A 16,214-nucleotide genomic window follows, 5' to 3' on the forward strand; every position below is an offset into this window, starting at 1 on the left:
CGTTGACGTGCTCAGCGCCGGCCCCGGTCAGCGTCACCGTGCCGGTGGCCGGGTCGATGGCGTAGTAGCCGTTCGGGTCGCTGCCGTCGGTAAGGCCGTAGGTGAGCCCCTGACCCAGCGGGTCGCTGCTGGCGGTGACGGTGGCAACCGTGTTGCCTTCCTCGGCCAGCCCCTCGAGCAGGTCATCGCCGCCGGTCAAAGTAATAGAGGGCAGCCCAAGTTCGGGTTCGGGCCCTTCAACGATAGTTTCTTCTACTTCCGCCGCATCCACCGGTGCGGACTCACCCTGGGCAGTAATGAATTCGCCACCCTGCACTGTACCGAACTCGAAGGCCAGCGGGTCGACGCCTTCGGTGATGCGCGCCAGGCGCACGAAGCCGTGGCCGCCGTCGGCGGCACCCGCGCCGCCGGCGCCGGCCGCGGTGGCATCGAGCACGTCGAGCAGGTCGATGTCGTCATCGTCGATGGCGGCGAGCAGCGCTTCGAGGTCGGCGTCCGAGACCTCGCTATCGGCGGCGTCTACCGGGGCGTCGGCATCGACTTCAGGGGTCATGGCAATTTCCTGACCGCCGCTGATCGTGGTCGGATCCAGGCCGTCGAGGAAGTCGAGCTGCACGCTGCCGTTATCGGAGGTAACCAGCGTTTCGCCTTCGACGAGGGTGTCGCCGACGCTGAGCTCGCGCAGGTTACCGTCGGCGTCGCGCGCCCAGGCCTGACCGGTAATCGAGAGGACGGTTGCAATTGCCATGGTCTGTTCCTTCTGCGTCATATGCTGTCGCCTTAGGCGGCGGCAGCGTTTTTATGGGGCTATGACATCAGATTAGGAGAGGCAAAGCAGGAAGAACATAGTACCGATGGACAGGTAACTCAATGTAACGGAGCGGCGACTCTCAGGCGTCGGTGGTGGTTTCGCTGCGCTGCGACAGCAGCAGGATCAGCTGCATGCGGTCGCGCACCTTGAGCTTGCGAAATACTGCCCCGAGATGCGCCTTGACGGTACGGTCGGTGATATCCATGTCACGGGCGACCTCCTTGTTGCTCTTGCCCGAGGCTACCGCCAACGCCACCGCACGCTCACGCTCGGTGAGGGCACTCAGGGCGTCGTCGCGCATGCGCGCTTCGCCGCCCAGGGCGCGGAACGTCGAGCCCACCACCTGGGCCAGCAGATCCGGCCACACCCAGATGCCCTGATTGGCGGTCACCACCTCGATCTGCTGCAGCAGCGGCGCCGTCGAGATGGCATGGGCGTAGCCGCGGGCGCCAGCATTCAGCGCCTGAAACGCTTCCACCGAGCTCGGCGTGTAGGAGAGCACCACCAGTACCGCGCCGCGCTGGGAGAGGATCTGCACCAGCCCGGCCCAGCCGTCGATCTGGCTGGCCACCCATACGTGATCGCCGGCGCCGGCCTGGGCCCGCGCCTGCTGCGGCGTGCAGCGGCGCAGGTGGGGAAAGGCCTCCTTCCAGCGCGGAATATCGTCGAGTTCCTGGCATACGAAAAGGTGTTGTTTCATGCGTTAGCGCTCGGTCAAGGCGTTACTGGTGCCGCGCAGAATCGGCTTGAGCAGATACTCCATGACCGTGCGCTTACCGGTCATGATATCCACCTGCGCCGTCATCCCCGGGATGATCGCCAGGTCCTGCTGGTCGGCGAAGCCACCCTCCAGGGTCCTCACCCGCACCAGATAGAAGGTGTTGTCGTTGTCGTCAGTGATGGTGTCGGCGCTGATATGATCCAGCTCTGCCTCCAGCCCACCAAAGATCGAGAAATCATAGGCGGTCAGCTTGATGGTGGCCGGCTGTCCGGGGCGCAGGAAGGCGATGTCCTGCGGGGCGATACGCGCCTCAACCAGCAGTTGGTCGTCGGTAGGTACGATCTCCACCACGTCCTGGCCCGGCTGGGCCACGCCACCCAGGGTGGTGATATGCATTCGCTGCACCACCCCGGCCACCGGCGCACGCACCTCAGCGAGCCGCACCCGGTCCTCGAGGCCGGTGCTCGATTCATCCAGGGCCGAGAGTTCGCCCAGCGCATCGGCCAGCGAGTCGCGCCACTCGCCGCGCCGTTCGAGAGTCACCTCGCGCAGTTGGGCCTCGGCCTCCTCCACCGCCGCTTCGAGCCGCGCCACCTGGGAGCCGGCCTGGCTGCGGTCGCCCTGGGCCCGCGACACCTCACGCTCGAGGCGCAGCACCTCGACCTCGGACACCGCGCCGGAGCTGAGCAGCGGCCGGGTCAGGTTGAGCTCCTGGCTGGCCATACTCAGCTCACGGCTGGCGGTACTCAGTCGAGACTGTGCTTCATTCAGCTCCTCCTGACGCTGGCGCAGCCGGTCGCGGGCGATGCTCTCGACCTCACGCAGCTCATCGCGACGGCTCTCATAGAGCTCGCGCTCCTGGTTGACGATCTCCGGCGCCTCGGCCTGCAGCTCATCGGAGGGCGAGAACGGCGAGCCGGTGATCAACGCCTGCAGCCGCGCGATACGCGCCTGCAGCGTCAATGCCCGAGCGCGGTTCTCGCGAAAACTCGACACGAAGCGGGTCGGGTCGATACGCATCAGCAGCTCACCGGCCTCGACCATCTGGCCTTCACGGACCAGGATATCCTGCACCACACCGCCGTCGAAGGACTGCACCTTCTGCAGCTGTTGGGACGGAATCACACGGCCGGTGCCGCGGGTCACCTCATCGATCTGGGCGAAGTACGACCAGGTGATCAGCGCCACGATGGCCAGCAGCACGGTGTAGAGAAAGCCGCGTGCGCGCATCGGATCCTGCTGCATGCGCGCCCAATCGGCGTCGCTGGCCCAGTCGCGATTGAGGTGGGCCGACGACACCCGGCGCGCAAACAGCCGGTCGATCAGCGGCCGGAATGGCTTGCCGCCGCCCTCGGAGAAGCGCCCGATGGCCTCGAAGCCCTGCTGCTCGGCTGTCTTGACCTTGTCCTTGGCCATCAGTTGGCCCTCCCGATCTGCCCGCTGCGCAGGGCTTCCACGACCTTCTCCTTGGGACCGTCGGCGACGATCTTGCCGTTGTCGACCACCACGATGCGATCCACCAGCGACAGCAGCGAGGTGCGATGGGTCACCACCAGCATGGTCTTGGCCGCGGCGTACTCGGCCAGGCGCTTCTTGAAAGCCTCTTCGCTGGCATGGTCCATGGCACTGGTCGGCTCGTCGAGCAGCAGGATCTGCGGATCGTGGACCAGTGCCCGGGCGATCGCCACGCCCTGGCGCTGACCGCCGGAGAGCATCTGACCGCGCTCGCCCACCGGCAGGTCGACGCCATGAGGGTGCTGGTCGACCAGCTCGCTGATGCCGCTGATCGACAGCGCCTCCAGCAGCGCTTCGTCCTCGACCCCCTCGCTGCCGCCGCCGGCCACCACGTTTTCGCGCAGCGAGCCGTAGAACAGGCTGACGTCCTGGGGCACATAGCCGATATGGCGGCGCAGCTCGATGGGATCGAACTGGCGAATATCCACGCCGTCGAGCAGCACCGCGCCGCTGGTGGGCTGGTAGAGCCCCAAAATCATCTTGTTGAGGGTCGACTTGCCGGAGCCGACCCGGCCCAGCAGCGCGACTTTCTCGCCAGGCTTGACCTTCAGCGAGATGTCGCGAATCGCATCGCGCTCCTCGTCCGGATAGCGCAGCGTGATGCGGTTGAGCTCGATCTCCCCACGCACCACCGGCCGCGACACGAACGACTTGCCCTCGGGGCGCTCCACCGGCTTGTCCATCACCCCGTTGAGGGACTCCAGGGCCGTCGATGACTGGTGGTACTGCGCCAGCAGCGCCGCCGCCTGACTGACCGGCGCCATGGCCCGCGACGACAGCAGATAGGCGGCGATCAGCCCACCCTGACTGAGGTCGCCCTCGATGATCAGGTAGACACCAACGATGATCACCGCCACCGCCACCGTATGCTGGGCCCATAGCGCCACGCTCGACACCGACGAGCTGATCAGCCGCAGCTGCGCCGAGGTGCGCGACAGAAACGCCGTGGTCTTCTCCCACACCGCCTGCAGGCGGCTCTCGGCGCGTAGCGTCTTGACCGTCTCCAGATTGCCCAGCGACTCCACGAGGGTGGCGTTGCGCTGGGCACCGACCCGCCAGGTGGTCTCGGACAGCTCGTGCAGCTTGCCCTGAGCGGCCAGCGCGTAGAGCAACACGAAGACGATACCCACCACGATGGGAATCGCCAGCGGCACGCCGATGATGGCGATGATCGCCACGAACATCAGCACGAAGGGCAGATCCACCAACCCCACCACCGTGGCCGAGCCGATAAAGGCGCGCACCGACTCGAACGACTGCAGGGTGGCGGCGAACGAGCCGGTGGAGGCGGGACGGCCCTCCAGACGCATGCCCAGCACCCGCTGCATGATCGACGACGATAGTTTGACATCGGCACGACTCGCCGCCAGATCGACGAAGGCGTTACGCATCAGCCGCAGCGCCAGGTCGAAGCACAGCACCACGAAGATCCCCACCGCCAGCACCCACAGCGTCTCGGTGGCCTGATTGGGGACCACCCGGTCATAGACGTTCATGACGAACAGCGGCATCGCCACCGCAAACAGGTTGATCATCACCGAACCGGCAATCACGTCGCGATAGAGCCGGCGATTCTCGCGAATCACGCCCCAGAACCAGTGGCGTGACTTCTGCTTGTTGACCTCCGGGCCACGGGCGTCGAAGCGGAACTTGGGACGGGCATAGATCACCCGCCCGCTGTAGCGCGCCTGCAGCTCATCGAGGCTGATCTCGGTAGCCGCCTCGCCGATCTCGGGGAAGACCACTCGGGCACTGCGGGCTTTCACGTCCAGCGACACCAGTACACAGGCGCGACCCGGCTCGAGCAGCACCACCACCGGCATCAGCGCCGGGTTGAGCTGCACCAGCCGCGAACGGGCATGACGAGCCGCCAGGCCGGCACGCGCGGCGGCACGCGGGAACACGCCCGGCGTCAGCCGGCCCTCCTCCAGCGGCAGGCCTGCCACCAGGGCATCGCGCCCCATCTCCTGGTCATGGGCGCGGGCCACCACTCGCAGGCATTCCAGCAGGTCATCCTGCGGCGGTGGCTGGCGCCCCGCCTCTACGGCGTGCTTGGCATCGCTGGTCACGGTCGTCCCTTCAGCCCTGTTGATTCATTCACACCTGCGGCTCGGGCGCTACGACGATCGCATGGTTCAGTTGCCGACGCGCCCCTCAAGAGGGGTTATCGGCCGAAATCAGATACGCTTCAGCGAATCCCAGCCCGGCCACTCGGCCACGCAGGGCCTCGGCCTCGGACTGAGCCACCGGCCCCAGCTGCACGCTGTACAGGCGGCCGCCGTTGCTGACCCGTACCGGGCCGCCCAGCTCGGCGCTGAGCTGCGCCTCGAGTTCGGCGGCACGCTCGGCGGAGCTCACTGCCACCACCTGCACCAGGGAATCGGCCGGCAGCTCGGGGGCGGCCGCTGGCGCTGCATCGGCCAGCGCCTCACCGCGCGGCTCGCTTGCCATGACCGAGGCAACTTCCTGATCCCAGCGCAGCGCCGCTGGCTGGCTGGCGAACGCCGGCGCATCGTGCTCGACGCTCGGCGGCGCAGCGCGCTCGGCGGTGTCGGAGGCCGGCGCTTCGAGGCTCCAGCGCGCGCTGAGGTCGCGGCTGCGCAGCGGCGTGCCGGTCATGTCGAGATTCTCACCGTTGGTCTCAAGGGTCACCTCAACGCGGCGGTTCTGGCGGCGCCCGTCGGCGCTGTCGTTGCTGGCCACCGGATTGTTGGAGCCGTAGCCGCGACTCTCCAGCAGCCCCGGCGAGACGCCCTGGGAGGCCAGGTAGTCGGCCACGCTGCGCGCCCGCGCTTCGGAGAGCGGATCGTTGATGGCGTCGGTGCCGGTGCTGTCGGCGTGGCCGGCAATGAATACCCGCCGCAGGTCGTCACGCTGGCGGATCTGCGCCGCCAGGTCGTTGAGCTCCTCACGCGCCGCGGGGCTCAGATCGGCGCTGTTGACGGCAAACAGCGCATCGGCGCTGATGGTCACATCCGGTGCGCGGGTTGGAGCCGGCACATTGAGGTCACCGGTCAGGTCCTGCAGGGTGAACCCCGAGGGCCCCGTGGCCGGGCAGATATCGTCGGCGTTGATGGTCACGCCATCGCTGGACAGCTCGGCCAGGGTCGGGGTGTCGTCGCGCATCACGCCCAACGCCGGCATCAGCTTGCCCATCGCCGCCAGTGTGCGGGCGTCGGCCAGTGCCACGTCATATTCGGCGTTGATGTAGGCGCGACTGGCCTCGAAGTACTCGTTCTCGCTGTCGAGCACGTCGAGCAGGGTGCGCTGACCGATATCGAACTGCTGCTGGTAGGCCCCGCGGACCCGGTCGATGGACTGGCGATGCTCGTTGAGGTACTGCATCTGCTCGCGCAGCCGCTGGGTGTCGTTATAGGCGATCTGAGTGGTCTGGCGCAGGTTGACGCATTCGTTGTCGCGCAGGTCGATGGACTGCTCGACCAGATCGCTGGCGCGGCGGAACGAGGCGCGGTCGCTGCCACCGCGGTAGAGGTTCATGGTCGCCACCAGCTCGGCGACGTGCTGGTCACGGCGGCCGGTGAAGTCGCTCTGGTTGTTGCTGCCGGTGCGGGCGCGGAACTCCAGGCGCGGCTGGAACGCCGAGCGGGTACCGGCCTGCTCGGCGCGGGCCGACTCGATATTCTCGATGGCGGCATGGAAGTTGGGATTGCCCTCGTAGGCCATGCGTACCGCGTCGTTGACCGACGCCGGCAGCTCGCCGTCCAGCATCGGTGCCGGGGCCAGGGTCTCGCTGGGCAGATCGCCGACCAGGCGCTGGAAGCGCGAGCTGACGTCGTGCAGGTTGGAGGCCTCGGTCATCAGGTTGGACTCGGCCAGCGCCAGGCGCCCGCTGATCTGCTCCAGGTCGACGCGACGCCCGGCACCAGAGCCGACACGCTCCTCGATCTGATTGAAGACGCGCATGTGCTCGCGGTAGTTTTCTCGCGCCAGCTCCACCAGTTCGCGATAGCGGCGCACATCCTGATAGGCCCGCGCCGCCTCCAGCGCCACCTCTTCACTGGCTCCCAGCAGCTCGTAGTAGCGCACCAGCTTGGCGCGGTCGAGACGCTCGACCTCGCTGCGGGTGGCGAAGCCATCGTAGATCATCTGGGTCAGCGAAAGCTCGGCGAAGTCGGTCTCGAAGCTGCCGCGGCCGTCACCCTCACGATCCTCGATCCCGACCCCGGCACTCACGTCAATGCTAGGCAGATAGCCGCCGCGAGCGATGTCCACTTCGTTGGTCGAGGCGCGGAAGCCGTTATAGGCCGCCTGGACCTGGGGGTTGGTCGATACCGCACGCTGCACCACCTCACGCAGGTCGCTGCTGCCCGGCGACGACATCCCCGCCAGGCCGCTTTGGGCCAAGGCAGTCGCCGGCAGCGCCGCACCGGCGAGCAGCACCAGAGTTGTCATATGGGTCGCCGTGTGGCGCGACAGAGAGGGAAAACGGCGGCGAAAGCCCGCGACGTTTGAGGATTTCATGAGGTACTGCTCCCTTGTATTGCATGGCAGCGCCGAACCTAGCCAGCACTACAGTGCTTGTTATGTTGCCTTGCGAGATGCTAGTTTTTTCACTCAGCTACCGTTTGTAATCAAGCGTAACCGAGATTGATGAATTGTCCAATACTCTTGATGGCTCTATTAGCTAGGAGATATAGGACACTTTCTGTAAGAAATCTCTTACAAGAGTAGCTGGCTAATGCCCGGTGAGCGTTGAAATCGCCAGTCCCGCCTCTCGCGGCGAGACCTTACCGCGCCCGCCGGCTGTGCTATCGTCTGGCTAAGCGCATCGCGCAGACTCCGCCAACCGCACGACAGGGCTCCCTTATGTCCGCATCCGAGATTCACAAGACTCGCGTAATCAATGAGCTACGCGGGTTCATCAAGAAACTGTTGCAGGACCCCGCGATCCTCGAGCAGTCACTGCTGATCGCCCGCCGGCACGCCGACCTCAACGAACGTGACATGCTCGCCGGCATCGCCCGTGAAATCAGCGACACCACCAGCGTGCATATCCCCGACGACCCGGCGGAGCACTCCGACGCCGACCGGCTGTTTCTCGAACTGCTCAAGGAGGTCATCAGCGAGGAGCAGGCGCTCTACTGAGTCGCTTGCGCATCCAATGAGGCCAGCGCGCGAAGACGCGCCCTCAGCTTTTACGCCACGCAGGGAATATGTCGATGGCCATAACGACCCGGGGGCCAGTCCCCCTCACGCTGGGGTGCTCCATTCCGCTGTCAGCCCTGCTGGCCAGTGCGTCTCTACTGGCCGCCGAGCTTGCTCCCAGCGATCACCCCCCCACCCAGGACAGTACGCCGGTGCTCACTATCGAGCACGCCGAGCAGCAGCGCCAGCTCTCCCTGGCCGAGATCGAGTCGCTGCCGCTCTACGCGGTCGAGATGGCCCACCCCGAAGGGCTCGAGGGGGAGTTCCTGGGCGTGCTGCTGGACGACTTCCTGGTCGAACACGGCCTCGACGACAGTGAGCGGCTGCGCTTTATTGCCCGGGACGACTACACCACCTTCCTGAGCCCCGCCGAGCGTGAGGAGAAGACCTACCTGCTGGTGACGCGCTTCGAGGGCATACCACTCCCCGACCACCACAACGGCCCGCTGATGCTGACGGTGCCCGCCGACATCGAGGCGGTACTCGACGGTAGCGAACCCATGACCCGCTGGATATGGGCAATCACCACGCTGCGCGCCCGCTGAGCCGCCGATGCCACGACTGATCCAGCGCATGTTGATTCGGCGCCTGCTGCTGCCGCTGTGCCTGCTATCCGGCGTGATCGGTGTCGTGCTGATCGCCAGCGTGTGGAGCTTCGCCAACAACGCCGACCGCCACCTGGGCGCCGACTACCTCGGCTTCGCCAGCGAAGTGGTGCGCGGCCAGCAGGACGGCGTCTATTTCCAGCAGGCCATCGAGAGCCTGGTCGACAATCCAGAGCCCCTGCATCAGCAGCAGGCCCTGGAGCGGCTGTGGATCATCGCCACCCGCCGCGGCAGCATCAACCAGTACCTCGAGCGCAGCGCCCTCCCCGAGGCCGACTACCAGCACATTCGCGACGAATATCGCGTGCTCAGCCGCCTGATGCGGGAGGCCGAGCCGCTGCTGGCCGCTGCCCCCTACCAACCCGAGCGTCTCGCGCAGCTGGACGCACTGAGCACCGAGCTCGACGACAGCCTGGCCTTCATCTACAGCGAGCTGCAGCACATCGTGTTCGGCTCTGCCGCCGAGCAGCAGCGGCTGATGCAGCGTCTGTCGCGCTGGCTGATTGCGCTGGCAACGCTGGTGATGGTGGTGATTACCGCGCTGATGGTTGCGCTCTACCAGATCGACCGCCAGAAACGTAAGGTCGAGGCGCTCAGCGTCACCGACGAGCTTACCGGCCTCAACAACCGCCGCGCCCTGCTCGACCAGGCCGGCCGGCTGTTCGCCCAGGGCCTGCGCAGCGGCACCCCGCTCAGCATGGCGCTGATCGATATCGACCACTTCAAGCAGGTCAACGACGACCACGGCCACCCCACCGGCGACCGCATGCTGGTAGCCGTGGCCGCGCTGCTCAGGGAGCATGTGCGCCGCGCCGACGTGGTAGCCCGCATCGGCGGCGAGGAGTTTTGCATATTGATGCCGCATACCGACGCCACCGGCGCCGCCGAACTCTGCGAGCGCCTGCGCCGCGCGGTGGCCGAGCACGCCTTCCACGGCGCCCCGGGCCGGACCGAAGGGCTCAGCCTCACCGTCAGCGTCGGGGTCACCACCAGTCGCACCGACACCGCCCCGCCCGACGACAGCTTCGCCGCCCTCTACCCCCGCGCCGACCAGGCGCTCTATCTGGCCAAGCAGAACGGCAGAAATCGTGTCGAGGTGGGGTAGAAAAAGTGGGAGCGAATTTATTCGCGATGGGGTTATTTCCGCCCGCAGCGCTGCGCACTGCAATCGCGACTGAAGTCGCTCCTTGTATGTTGACGCCATATGAGTTGGTAGGGTTATGCACCAGTTACCGGGGAGGCCGCCCGCTCCTGGAAGCAGCATCGACTGACTTCGTGTGTAGAGAGGCTCCCCGCCTCATTGCCAACCTCGAGGAGTATCCGGAAGTCAGTCTGGCTGAACTTCGCATCACAAGGTCGAGGCGACATCAAATGCGAGGTCGGGGAACCGGTGACTATTGTGACCCAACACCAGCCCAGGGGAAAAGTCGATGAGTGTGCATGTAGGGATCGATATCGCCGCCAAATCCTTTGACATGGTCAGCCGCAGGGACGGCAAGCCCTCAAAGGTCGAGACCTTCCAGCAAACACCCCAAGGGCATGCCAAGGTGGTGAAGCGGCTTCAGGCTCTTAAGCCAGCCTGCGTGATCATGGAAGCAACAGGCATCTACTACTTGGACCTCGCCGTCACCTTGGTCGAGGCAGGCCTTCCGGTGGCCGTCATCAATCCCCGGAGCTTCCGCCACTTTGCTGAACTGAAGCTCAGTGGCAGCAAGACAGATGGCTTGGATGCGGCGCTGCTTGCGGAATATGGCGAGCGTATGACCCCCCGACGCTGGGTGCCGCCAACCCGAACCCAACTGGCGCTGCGCGACTTGGGACGCCAGATCAACCGTCTCACGGCAGCACGTACTCAAGCAAAGAACCGCTTGCACGCTCTGCAGGCCAAAGGTGCGACGCTGCCATTGCTGATCGACGATGAGCAGGAAGGCATTGAGTGGCTGGATCGGCGCATCCAACGCCTTACGCAAGCGGCGCAGTCCATCATCGCCGAATGTGAAACATTGGCGGCCCATCATGCCAACATGACCGCTGCCATCGGCATCGGCGACGCCACCGCCATCGCGTTACTGGCTGAATTATGTGTCTTGCCCAAGACGCTGAAGGCTCCGCAGGTGAGTCGCTATGCAGGCTTAGATGTGCGACTCACGCAGTCCGGCACCAGCGTGAACCGGCCCGCGCGGCTCAGCAAAGCCGGCAATGCCTATTTACGATCGGCTTTGTACATGCCGGTCATGAGTGCAGTTCGACATGATCCGCGGGCCAAGGCGTTCTACGACGCGTTGGTGGCTCGGGGCAAGAAAAGGATCCAGGCCCAATGTGCGGTGATGCGCAAGTACCTCACCGGCCTGTGGGCCTGCATGCAGAATCAAACGCCATTCGATTCGTCGTTGCTCTTCAGCGACGAGCATATGAATGCTTGACCCCAAACGGAGTATCTACACTGGGGTGGTGGCACCTCGTTATGGCAATGCCTCCCAGGCAAAAGTAGGAGCGAATTTATTCGCGATGGGGTTGGCCCGAAATGGCAGCGTTGCGCGCTGCATCGCGAATAAATTCGCTCCCACAATGGGGGTGGCGCTCTTGGCAAATGTGGGAGCAGCTTTAGCCGCGATGGGGCTGTGGGTCATTGAGCCGCTGCTCGGCAAAGTCAAATAGCACGCGATAGTGCTGTTCACGAATAATGTCGAGGACTATGCGTTCATCGAGATTGAGGTAATCGTGCACTAACGCATTACGCAGGCCGATGATCTTGTGCCATTCCGCCTGGGTAGGATCCAGCCCCATGCTGCGCAACTTGGCAAAGGCTTGACGTGCATCGCTCGGCGCCATGACACCCTTGGCCTTGAGGGTTTGCTTGGCAATGCCGATGCAGGCTTCGGTCAGCAGCTGGAGGTTACGCTCCGCCGCCCGATAGACCAGCGGTGGCAGCCCTTGTGAGCTTACGAGGTGTTCGTGCAACTGCTGCAGCTCTTCGCTCAGGCGCGCCAGGTGCTCTCGCATCGATGCAACGTATTCAGGCTCCATAGCGACGGCCTTCCATGCTGTTATGACACGCCGTAGTGGCGCTGGTGATACAGATAATCGAGCTCCCACATTGAGGTAATGCGGTTCTCTTCCCTGGCGAGCCGCAACGGGCTACGCACACAGATCGCACGTCCAGTGCGGATTACCGCCATGGCCAACGGCAGCGGCGCTTGATTGATATCGACAATGGAAAGTATATCGTCGGCAATCCCCAGTGCATCGGCCCACTGCTGCGCCAGTAGTTCTGGCCGTAGGCGGCGTTCCAGAGGTGTCTCAATATTGACGTTGAAGGCCACCGCGAGGTCGTAGTCACTGCTTTCAGTATGGGTGCCCTTGGCACGCGAGCCGTACAACCAGACCACTTCTATCTGGCCGTCCGCAGCCGCCAGCTTTACAAGTTTGGCCAGGATTGGGTCCTGCTCGCTCATCCTGCAACTCCCAGTAACGGCCATTTCGTTGATCCTAGCATAAGGCGCATAGGGCAGCGCTTCGCGCTGCAATCGCGAATGAATTCGCTCCCACACTGGGGGCAGCCGAGCCGGGCAGCGCTTCGCGCTGCAATCGCGAATAAATTCGCTCCCACACTGGGGGGTAGCCTAGCCGGGCAGCGCTAAGCGCTGCATCGCGAATGAATTCGCTCCCACACTGGTGTTGTGGAGCGCTAGCGCAGCAGCCACGACAGCACCAGCAGCAGCAGCAGGATCCCCGCTACCCCCTGCCAGAATCTGGCCGGCTCCTTGAGCAAGCGTGGGCTGGTACGCTCGCGGCGCTCGCCGGCGGGGTCGCGCAGCGCATAGAGAAACTCCGACAGCCGCCGGAAGCGCAGCGCCCGCTGCGGGTCGAGGGCGCGGCGTAGCGCCTCGTCCAGCGCGGGGCTGATTTCCGGGTTGTGCATCCGCGCGCTGCGGTAGGCCAGCTGCTCGAGATCGGTATGACTACGCAGTTCGTGGGGCGGCAGCTCATAGGGCAGCGCGCCGGTGAGCAGCCAGTAGACCGTCGAGGCCAGCGCGTATTGATCGCTGCGCCGCCCCACGTCGGTATCGAGGGCATACTCCGGTGCACTGTGCTCGGTCAGCCCCAGCTGCCGGGCCAGCTCGCGGGAGTGCTTGTGGCCATCGCCCTCGCGCAGCCGACAGGCGCTGAAGTCGGCGAGCACCAGCTGACCATGACGATCGATAAGGATATTGTCAGGGTGAATCTGCTGGTGCAGCAGATCGCGCCGGTGCAGCGCCTGCACCGCCTTGCCCAGCTGGCGGGCAATATCCAGCCGCTGCGCCAGGCTGGCCTGAGGGTGACGACGCGACCAGTCCGAGAGCCGCTCGCCGTCGACATACGCCATCAGATAGTAGAGGTAGCGGCGCGGCCGCGACGACTCCATGACCCGCGCCACGAACGGCGAGTTGACGCGCTCTACCACCCACTGCTGCAGCAGGAAGTGCTCGAGATAGGAGTTGCGGCTGGAGAGCTCGGGGCTCGGCGCCTTCATCACCATTTCTCGGTCGCTGTAGGTGTCGCGCACCCGGTAGACCCGTGACTGGGCGGTACGCGACAGCACTTCCTGCACCTCCAGGCCATCGAGGCGCTCACCGGGGCCGAGCTCCGGCGGCACCGGCAGGTCGCCGTACAGGCGACCCGGGTGGTCCTGCTCGGCCTCCGGCAGATGATCGATACGTACCAGCTGGAAACAGAACGGTTCTCCGCCGTAGCCGCGCGCCTGGGCGCGGCTGCTGGCGGCGTCGGCGAGGCGCTCGCAGGCGGCATTGAGGTCGCTGGCATCGGAGCGAATCAGCTGCACATAGTCCGAGGGCATCAGGGTGCCGCGCACCGCCTGGGTGGTAAACAGGAAGATATCGCCCTGCTTGAGCGGCACCGACACGTAGTCGATGTCGATATTGCCATCCAGCCCCAGCGCCCGCGACGGATAACGGTAGCCGCCAAGGTCGGTGACATGATCGCGGGAGAGCTGTTCGAACTCGGCGCCACGCAGGCGAAACACCAGGGTATCGCCCATATGGAAGAGATGACCGTCGCGACCGCGATAGACCATCGCCGACAGTGACGCCATGTAGCTACCATTCTGGACGTGGCCGCTCTGGCTATAGCACCAGCCGTTGAGTGCCCGCAGCACGCGGGTCGCCGAGGTCTTGACGTCCCAGTGGTCGGGGGTCGAGTAGTAGTCGGCGAGAAAGCCTCGCACGCTGAGATCGCCAGCCTGCTTGGCGATGGCGTTGCGTGAGCTGGAGTCGCTGATCAGCGCACTGGCCCCCTTGGCCTCGAGCAGAGTCCGCTCGGCAGGCACACGAACCGACATGGAGCTGCGATGATGACGGCGATCGGGGGCGACAAACGCCTGACCGATGCTCAACGACAATTCAGAACTCACTGCTCCTCCCGAGACGACTCATTGGTCAGCTGAACACCGCGTGGGCGTCAGCGCTATCTATCATACACCGCTTATGCGACGAGCACGTGTCCACCAAAGGAGAAAGCCCAGTATTGGTAATCCCGCGAGGCTATTCGTATAATTCGCCGCATTGCAATAAATGCCAGCGTCCTGGCCAACGCCAGCACCCAGCATTCCCCCTACGTCAAGAAAGGACTGCACCATGAGTTTCGACAAGATCCCCGCCGGCAAGGACCTCCCCAACGACGTCTACGTCGTCATCGAAGTGCCTGCCAATCACGCGCCGATCAAGTACGAGATCGATAAGGACATGGATGCGCTGCTGGTCGACCGGTTCATGGCCACGCCGATGTTCTACCCGGCCAACTACGGCTTTATTCCCGACACCCTGGCCGACGACGGCGACGCCCTCGATGCTCTGGTCGTCACGCCCTACCCGGTCCAGCCAGGCAGCGTGATTCGCGCACGGCCGGTGGGCGTGCTCAACATGACGGACGAGGCCGGCGAGGACGCCAAGTTGGTGTGCGTACCGCACCAGAAACTCTCCGCTCTTTACGACGACGTGCATGAGGTCACCGATCTCCCCGAGCTGCTGCGCCAGCAGATCGCTCACTTCTTCGAGAACTACAAGGATCTCGAGAAGGGCAAGTGGGTCAAGGTCGAGTCCTGGGAAGGCGCCGAGGCGGCTCGCTCAGCGATCGAAAAGGCCGCGGCGGCCTACGCCAAGGCCTGAACCGCGGAAGCAGAACGTCAGCGGGCCGCCCCTTGGGCGGCCCGCTGGCGTTTCATGACGGGTTATTTCACGATTCGCTCTCGGCGTCATCGAGCTCTTCTGCCTCATCGGCCTCGTCGTCGTCCGCCACCTCCTCCACCGGCGGCTCGACGGCCTGCTCCTCTTCGGCCTGGTGCACCTCAGTGACCTCAACCGCCGCCACCCTCGATGCCAGCGAGCCGGCCAGGTCCCGCGCACGCACGGTATAGTTGGCCATCACCAGCGAGTGGTTGGCGAAGAGTCCAAACCCCGAACCGTTGAGGATCACCGGGCTCCAGATCCGCCGCTGGGTCATTTCCAGCTCGGCAATCAGCTGCTGCCAGTCAGCGCGGGCCTCGGCGGCCTCGAGCAGGTCGGCATAGTCGCGTTCCACGCCGCGCAGGAAGTGCAGCAGCGCCCAGCCGCTACCACGCGCCTCGAAGAAGATATCGTCGACGCGGTACCAGGGCGTGGCCTCGGGACGCTCATCGGCGTCGATGCCCAGCTCACGACTGGCGTCGCGCTCGCCAATGCTGGCCGAGAGGCGACGGGTGAGATCATCCAGCCGCGCCTCGACACGCTCGAGCCAATCGCCCAGCTGCTCGCCATGGGTCACGAAGCCGTCGGCGCCATCCTCACCCAGCTCGCTCAGATACGCCGCCAGCGCCTGGGAGGCCTGGCTGAAACGCTGCTCGGCGGAGGGATAGAGCCAGTCGCGGCTGCCCACCTGCAGCCGTCGCTCGGCCTCCTCGAGATGCGCGTTTTCACCGCCGGCCAACCCCACCATGGCGGCGGAAAAGTCCCGCGACTGGCGCAGCACGCCGAGCTCCCAATTGGGCATGTTGTCGAGCCATACGCCGGGCGGGGCGATATCGTTGCGCAGATAGCCGCCGGGCTTGTCGGTCAAGGTATCGACCACCTGCTTGAGGGTTGCGCTGGCCACCGTGCCACGCGCCCCGGGGAGTCCTGACTGATCACCTTCGAGGGCCTGACGCTGCTGGCCGGTGGCCTGCTCGACATCGAACGGCGGCGGCTCGCGGCTCCACCAGATCCCCAACGCCAGGGTGACCAGCAGGTAGATCAGTAGCAGCGCCAGCAACGGCTTCCAGATCCACCCATAGTCGGGGCGTTCTAGCTCACGACGGCGCGCGTCGCTCGCCGCCTTGCGTCTTCCCAGCAGTGACATGGCATCGCTTCCTTGATCCAAGTGGACA

Annotated in this window: 14 protein-coding genes; 5 read left to right on the forward strand and 9 right to left on the reverse strand. The window is 65.1% G+C overall.

Features of this window, described 5'->3' with window-relative positions; translation table 11 throughout:
* From IEI94_RS09605 to IEI94_RS09625, 5 genes are all read right to left on the reverse strand, one after another.
* A partial coding sequence (locus IEI94_RS09605) for a retention module-containing protein (RefSeq protein ID WP_191167092.1) occupies positions 1 to 748 on the reverse strand: 748 nt, incomplete at its 3' end.
* Between the two features lie 142 nt (positions 749 to 890).
* Entirely contained in the window at positions 891 to 1,511 is a 621-nt protein-coding gene (locus IEI94_RS09610) for a response regulator transcription factor (protein WP_191167093.1), read from the reverse strand.
* Between the two features lie 3 nt (positions 1,512 to 1,514).
* Positions 1,515 to 2,948: an HlyD family type I secretion periplasmic adaptor subunit gene (locus IEI94_RS09615; RefSeq protein WP_191167094.1), complete on the reverse strand. Its 1,434-nt coding sequence runs from the start codon at positions 2,946 to 2,948 to the stop codon at positions 1,515 to 1,517.
* The gene (locus IEI94_RS09620) at positions 2,948 to 5,011 is read right to left on the reverse strand and encodes a type I secretion system permease/ATPase (protein WP_412030908.1); all 2,064 of its coding nucleotides are present in this window, start codon (positions 5,009 to 5,011) and stop codon (positions 2,948 to 2,950) included. The genes IEI94_RS09615 and IEI94_RS09620 overlap by 1 nt, the downstream gene beginning before the upstream one ends.
* A 190-nt stretch (positions 5,012 to 5,201) precedes the next feature.
* Positions 5,202 to 7,529: a TolC family outer membrane protein gene (locus IEI94_RS09625; protein WP_191167095.1), complete on the reverse strand. Its 2,328-nt coding sequence runs from the start codon at positions 7,527 to 7,529 to the stop codon at positions 5,202 to 5,204.
* 345 nt (positions 7,530 to 7,874) lie between these two features.
* Here IEI94_RS09625 and IEI94_RS09630 point away from each other — a divergent pair, with 345 nt between their 5' ends.
* The 4 genes from IEI94_RS09630 (at position 7,875) to IEI94_RS09645 (ending at position 11,241) form a co-directional block, all read left to right on the forward strand.
* A complete protein-coding gene (locus IEI94_RS09630) occupies positions 7,875 to 8,153 on the forward strand; it encodes a hypothetical protein (RefSeq protein ID WP_191167096.1) in 279 nt (92 codons plus the stop codon).
* Positions 8,154 to 8,227: 74 nt separating this feature from the next.
* Positions 8,228 to 8,758: a hypothetical protein gene (locus IEI94_RS09635; RefSeq protein ID WP_191167097.1), complete on the forward strand. Its 531-nt coding sequence runs from the start codon at positions 8,228 to 8,230 to the stop codon at positions 8,756 to 8,758.
* A gap of 7 nt (positions 8,759 to 8,765) precedes the next feature.
* Entirely contained in the window at positions 8,766 to 9,923 is a 1,158-nt protein-coding gene (locus IEI94_RS09640; RefSeq protein WP_191167098.1) for a sensor domain-containing diguanylate cyclase, read from the forward strand.
* Between the two features lie 325 nt (positions 9,924 to 10,248).
* Positions 10,249 to 11,241 (forward strand): IS110 family transposase, encoded by a 993-nt coding sequence (locus IEI94_RS09645; RefSeq protein WP_191167099.1) that lies wholly within the window; start codon positions 10,249 to 10,251, stop codon positions 11,239 to 11,241.
* 181 nt (positions 11,242 to 11,422) lie between these two features.
* On the opposite strand, the gene hepT is transcribed toward IEI94_RS09645, so the two are convergent.
* From hepT to IEI94_RS09660, 3 genes are all read right to left on the reverse strand, one after another.
* Positions 11,423 to 11,845, reverse strand: a complete 423-nt coding sequence (gene hepT / locus IEI94_RS09650) for a type VII toxin-antitoxin system HepT family RNase toxin (protein WP_191167100.1) — start codon at positions 11,843 to 11,845, stop codon at positions 11,423 to 11,425.
* A 20-nt stretch (positions 11,846 to 11,865) separates the two neighbouring features.
* Positions 11,866 to 12,273 (reverse strand): type VII toxin-antitoxin system MntA family adenylyltransferase antitoxin, encoded by a 408-nt coding sequence (gene mntA / locus IEI94_RS09655; RefSeq protein ID WP_191167101.1) that lies wholly within the window; start codon positions 12,271 to 12,273, stop codon positions 11,866 to 11,868.
* 233 nt (positions 12,274 to 12,506) lie between these two features.
* Complete coding sequence (locus tag IEI94_RS09660; protein ID WP_224750059.1) at positions 12,507 to 14,156, reverse strand: bifunctional protein-serine/threonine kinase/phosphatase; 1,650 nt, start codon at positions 14,154 to 14,156, stop codon at positions 12,507 to 12,509.
* A 295-nt stretch (positions 14,157 to 14,451) separates the two neighbouring features.
* Between IEI94_RS09660 and ppa the strand changes: the two genes are divergently transcribed.
* Positions 14,452 to 14,982, forward strand: coding sequence for an inorganic diphosphatase (gene ppa, locus IEI94_RS09665; protein ID WP_191167102.1), 531 nt, complete (start codon positions 14,452 to 14,454; stop codon positions 14,980 to 14,982).
* A 67-nt stretch (positions 14,983 to 15,049) separates the two neighbouring features.
* On the opposite strand, the gene IEI94_RS09670 is transcribed toward ppa, so the two are convergent.
* Complete coding sequence (locus IEI94_RS09670; RefSeq protein ID WP_191167103.1) at positions 15,050 to 16,186, reverse strand: DUF2333 family protein; 1,137 nt, start codon at positions 16,184 to 16,186, stop codon at positions 15,050 to 15,052.
* Between the last annotated feature and the right edge of the window lie 28 nt (positions 16,187 to 16,214).

This window comes from Halomonas sp. ML-15, assembly GCF_014779595.1.
GTDB lineage: Bacteria > Pseudomonadota > Gammaproteobacteria > Pseudomonadales > Halomonadaceae > Franzmannia.

What these genes read in the sequence shown, in the direction of transcription:
- IEI94_RS09670 (WP_191167103.1), bottom strand. Translation starts at nt 16,186, where the DNA reads ATGTCACTGCTGGGAAGACGCAAGGCGGCGAGCGACGCGCGCCGTCGT.
- IEI94_RS09640 (WP_191167098.1), top strand. Translation starts at nt 8,766, where the DNA reads ATGCCACGACTGATCCAGCGCATGTTGATTCGGCGCCTGCTGCTGCCG.
- IEI94_RS09635 (WP_191167097.1), top strand. Translation starts at nt 8,228, where the DNA reads ATGGCCATAACGACCCGGGGGCCAGTCCCCCTCACGCTGGGGTGCTCC.
- IEI94_RS09620 (WP_412030908.1), bottom strand. Translation starts at nt 5,011, where the DNA reads ATGGGGCGCGATGCCCTGGTGGCAGGCCTGCCGCTGGAGGAGGGCCGG.
- IEI94_RS09615 (WP_191167094.1), bottom strand. Translation starts at nt 2,948, where the DNA reads ATGGCCAAGGACAAGGTCAAGACAGCCGAGCAGCAGGGCTTCGAGGCC.
- ppa (WP_191167102.1), top strand. Translation starts at nt 14,452, where the DNA reads ATGAGTTTCGACAAGATCCCCGCCGGCAAGGACCTCCCCAACGACGTC.
- IEI94_RS09625 (WP_191167095.1), bottom strand. Translation starts at nt 7,529, where the DNA reads ATGAAATCCTCAAACGTCGCGGGCTTTCGCCGCCGTTTTCCCTCTCTG.
- IEI94_RS09610 (WP_191167093.1), bottom strand. Translation starts at nt 1,511, where the DNA reads ATGAAACAACACCTTTTCGTATGCCAGGAACTCGACGATATTCCGCGC.
- hepT (WP_191167100.1), bottom strand. Translation starts at nt 11,845, where the DNA reads ATGGAGCCTGAATACGTTGCATCGATGCGAGAGCACCTGGCGCGCCTG.
- mntA (WP_191167101.1), bottom strand. Translation starts at nt 12,273, where the DNA reads ATGAGCGAGCAGGACCCAATCCTGGCCAAACTTGTAAAGCTGGCGGCT.
- IEI94_RS09660 (WP_224750059.1), bottom strand. Translation starts at nt 14,156, where the DNA reads ATGTCGGTTCGTGTGCCTGCCGAGCGGACTCTGCTCGAGGCCAAGGGG.
- IEI94_RS09630 (WP_191167096.1), top strand. Translation starts at nt 7,875, where the DNA reads ATGTCCGCATCCGAGATTCACAAGACTCGCGTAATCAATGAGCTACGC.
- IEI94_RS09645 (WP_191167099.1), top strand. Translation starts at nt 10,249, where the DNA reads ATGAGTGTGCATGTAGGGATCGATATCGCCGCCAAATCCTTTGACATG.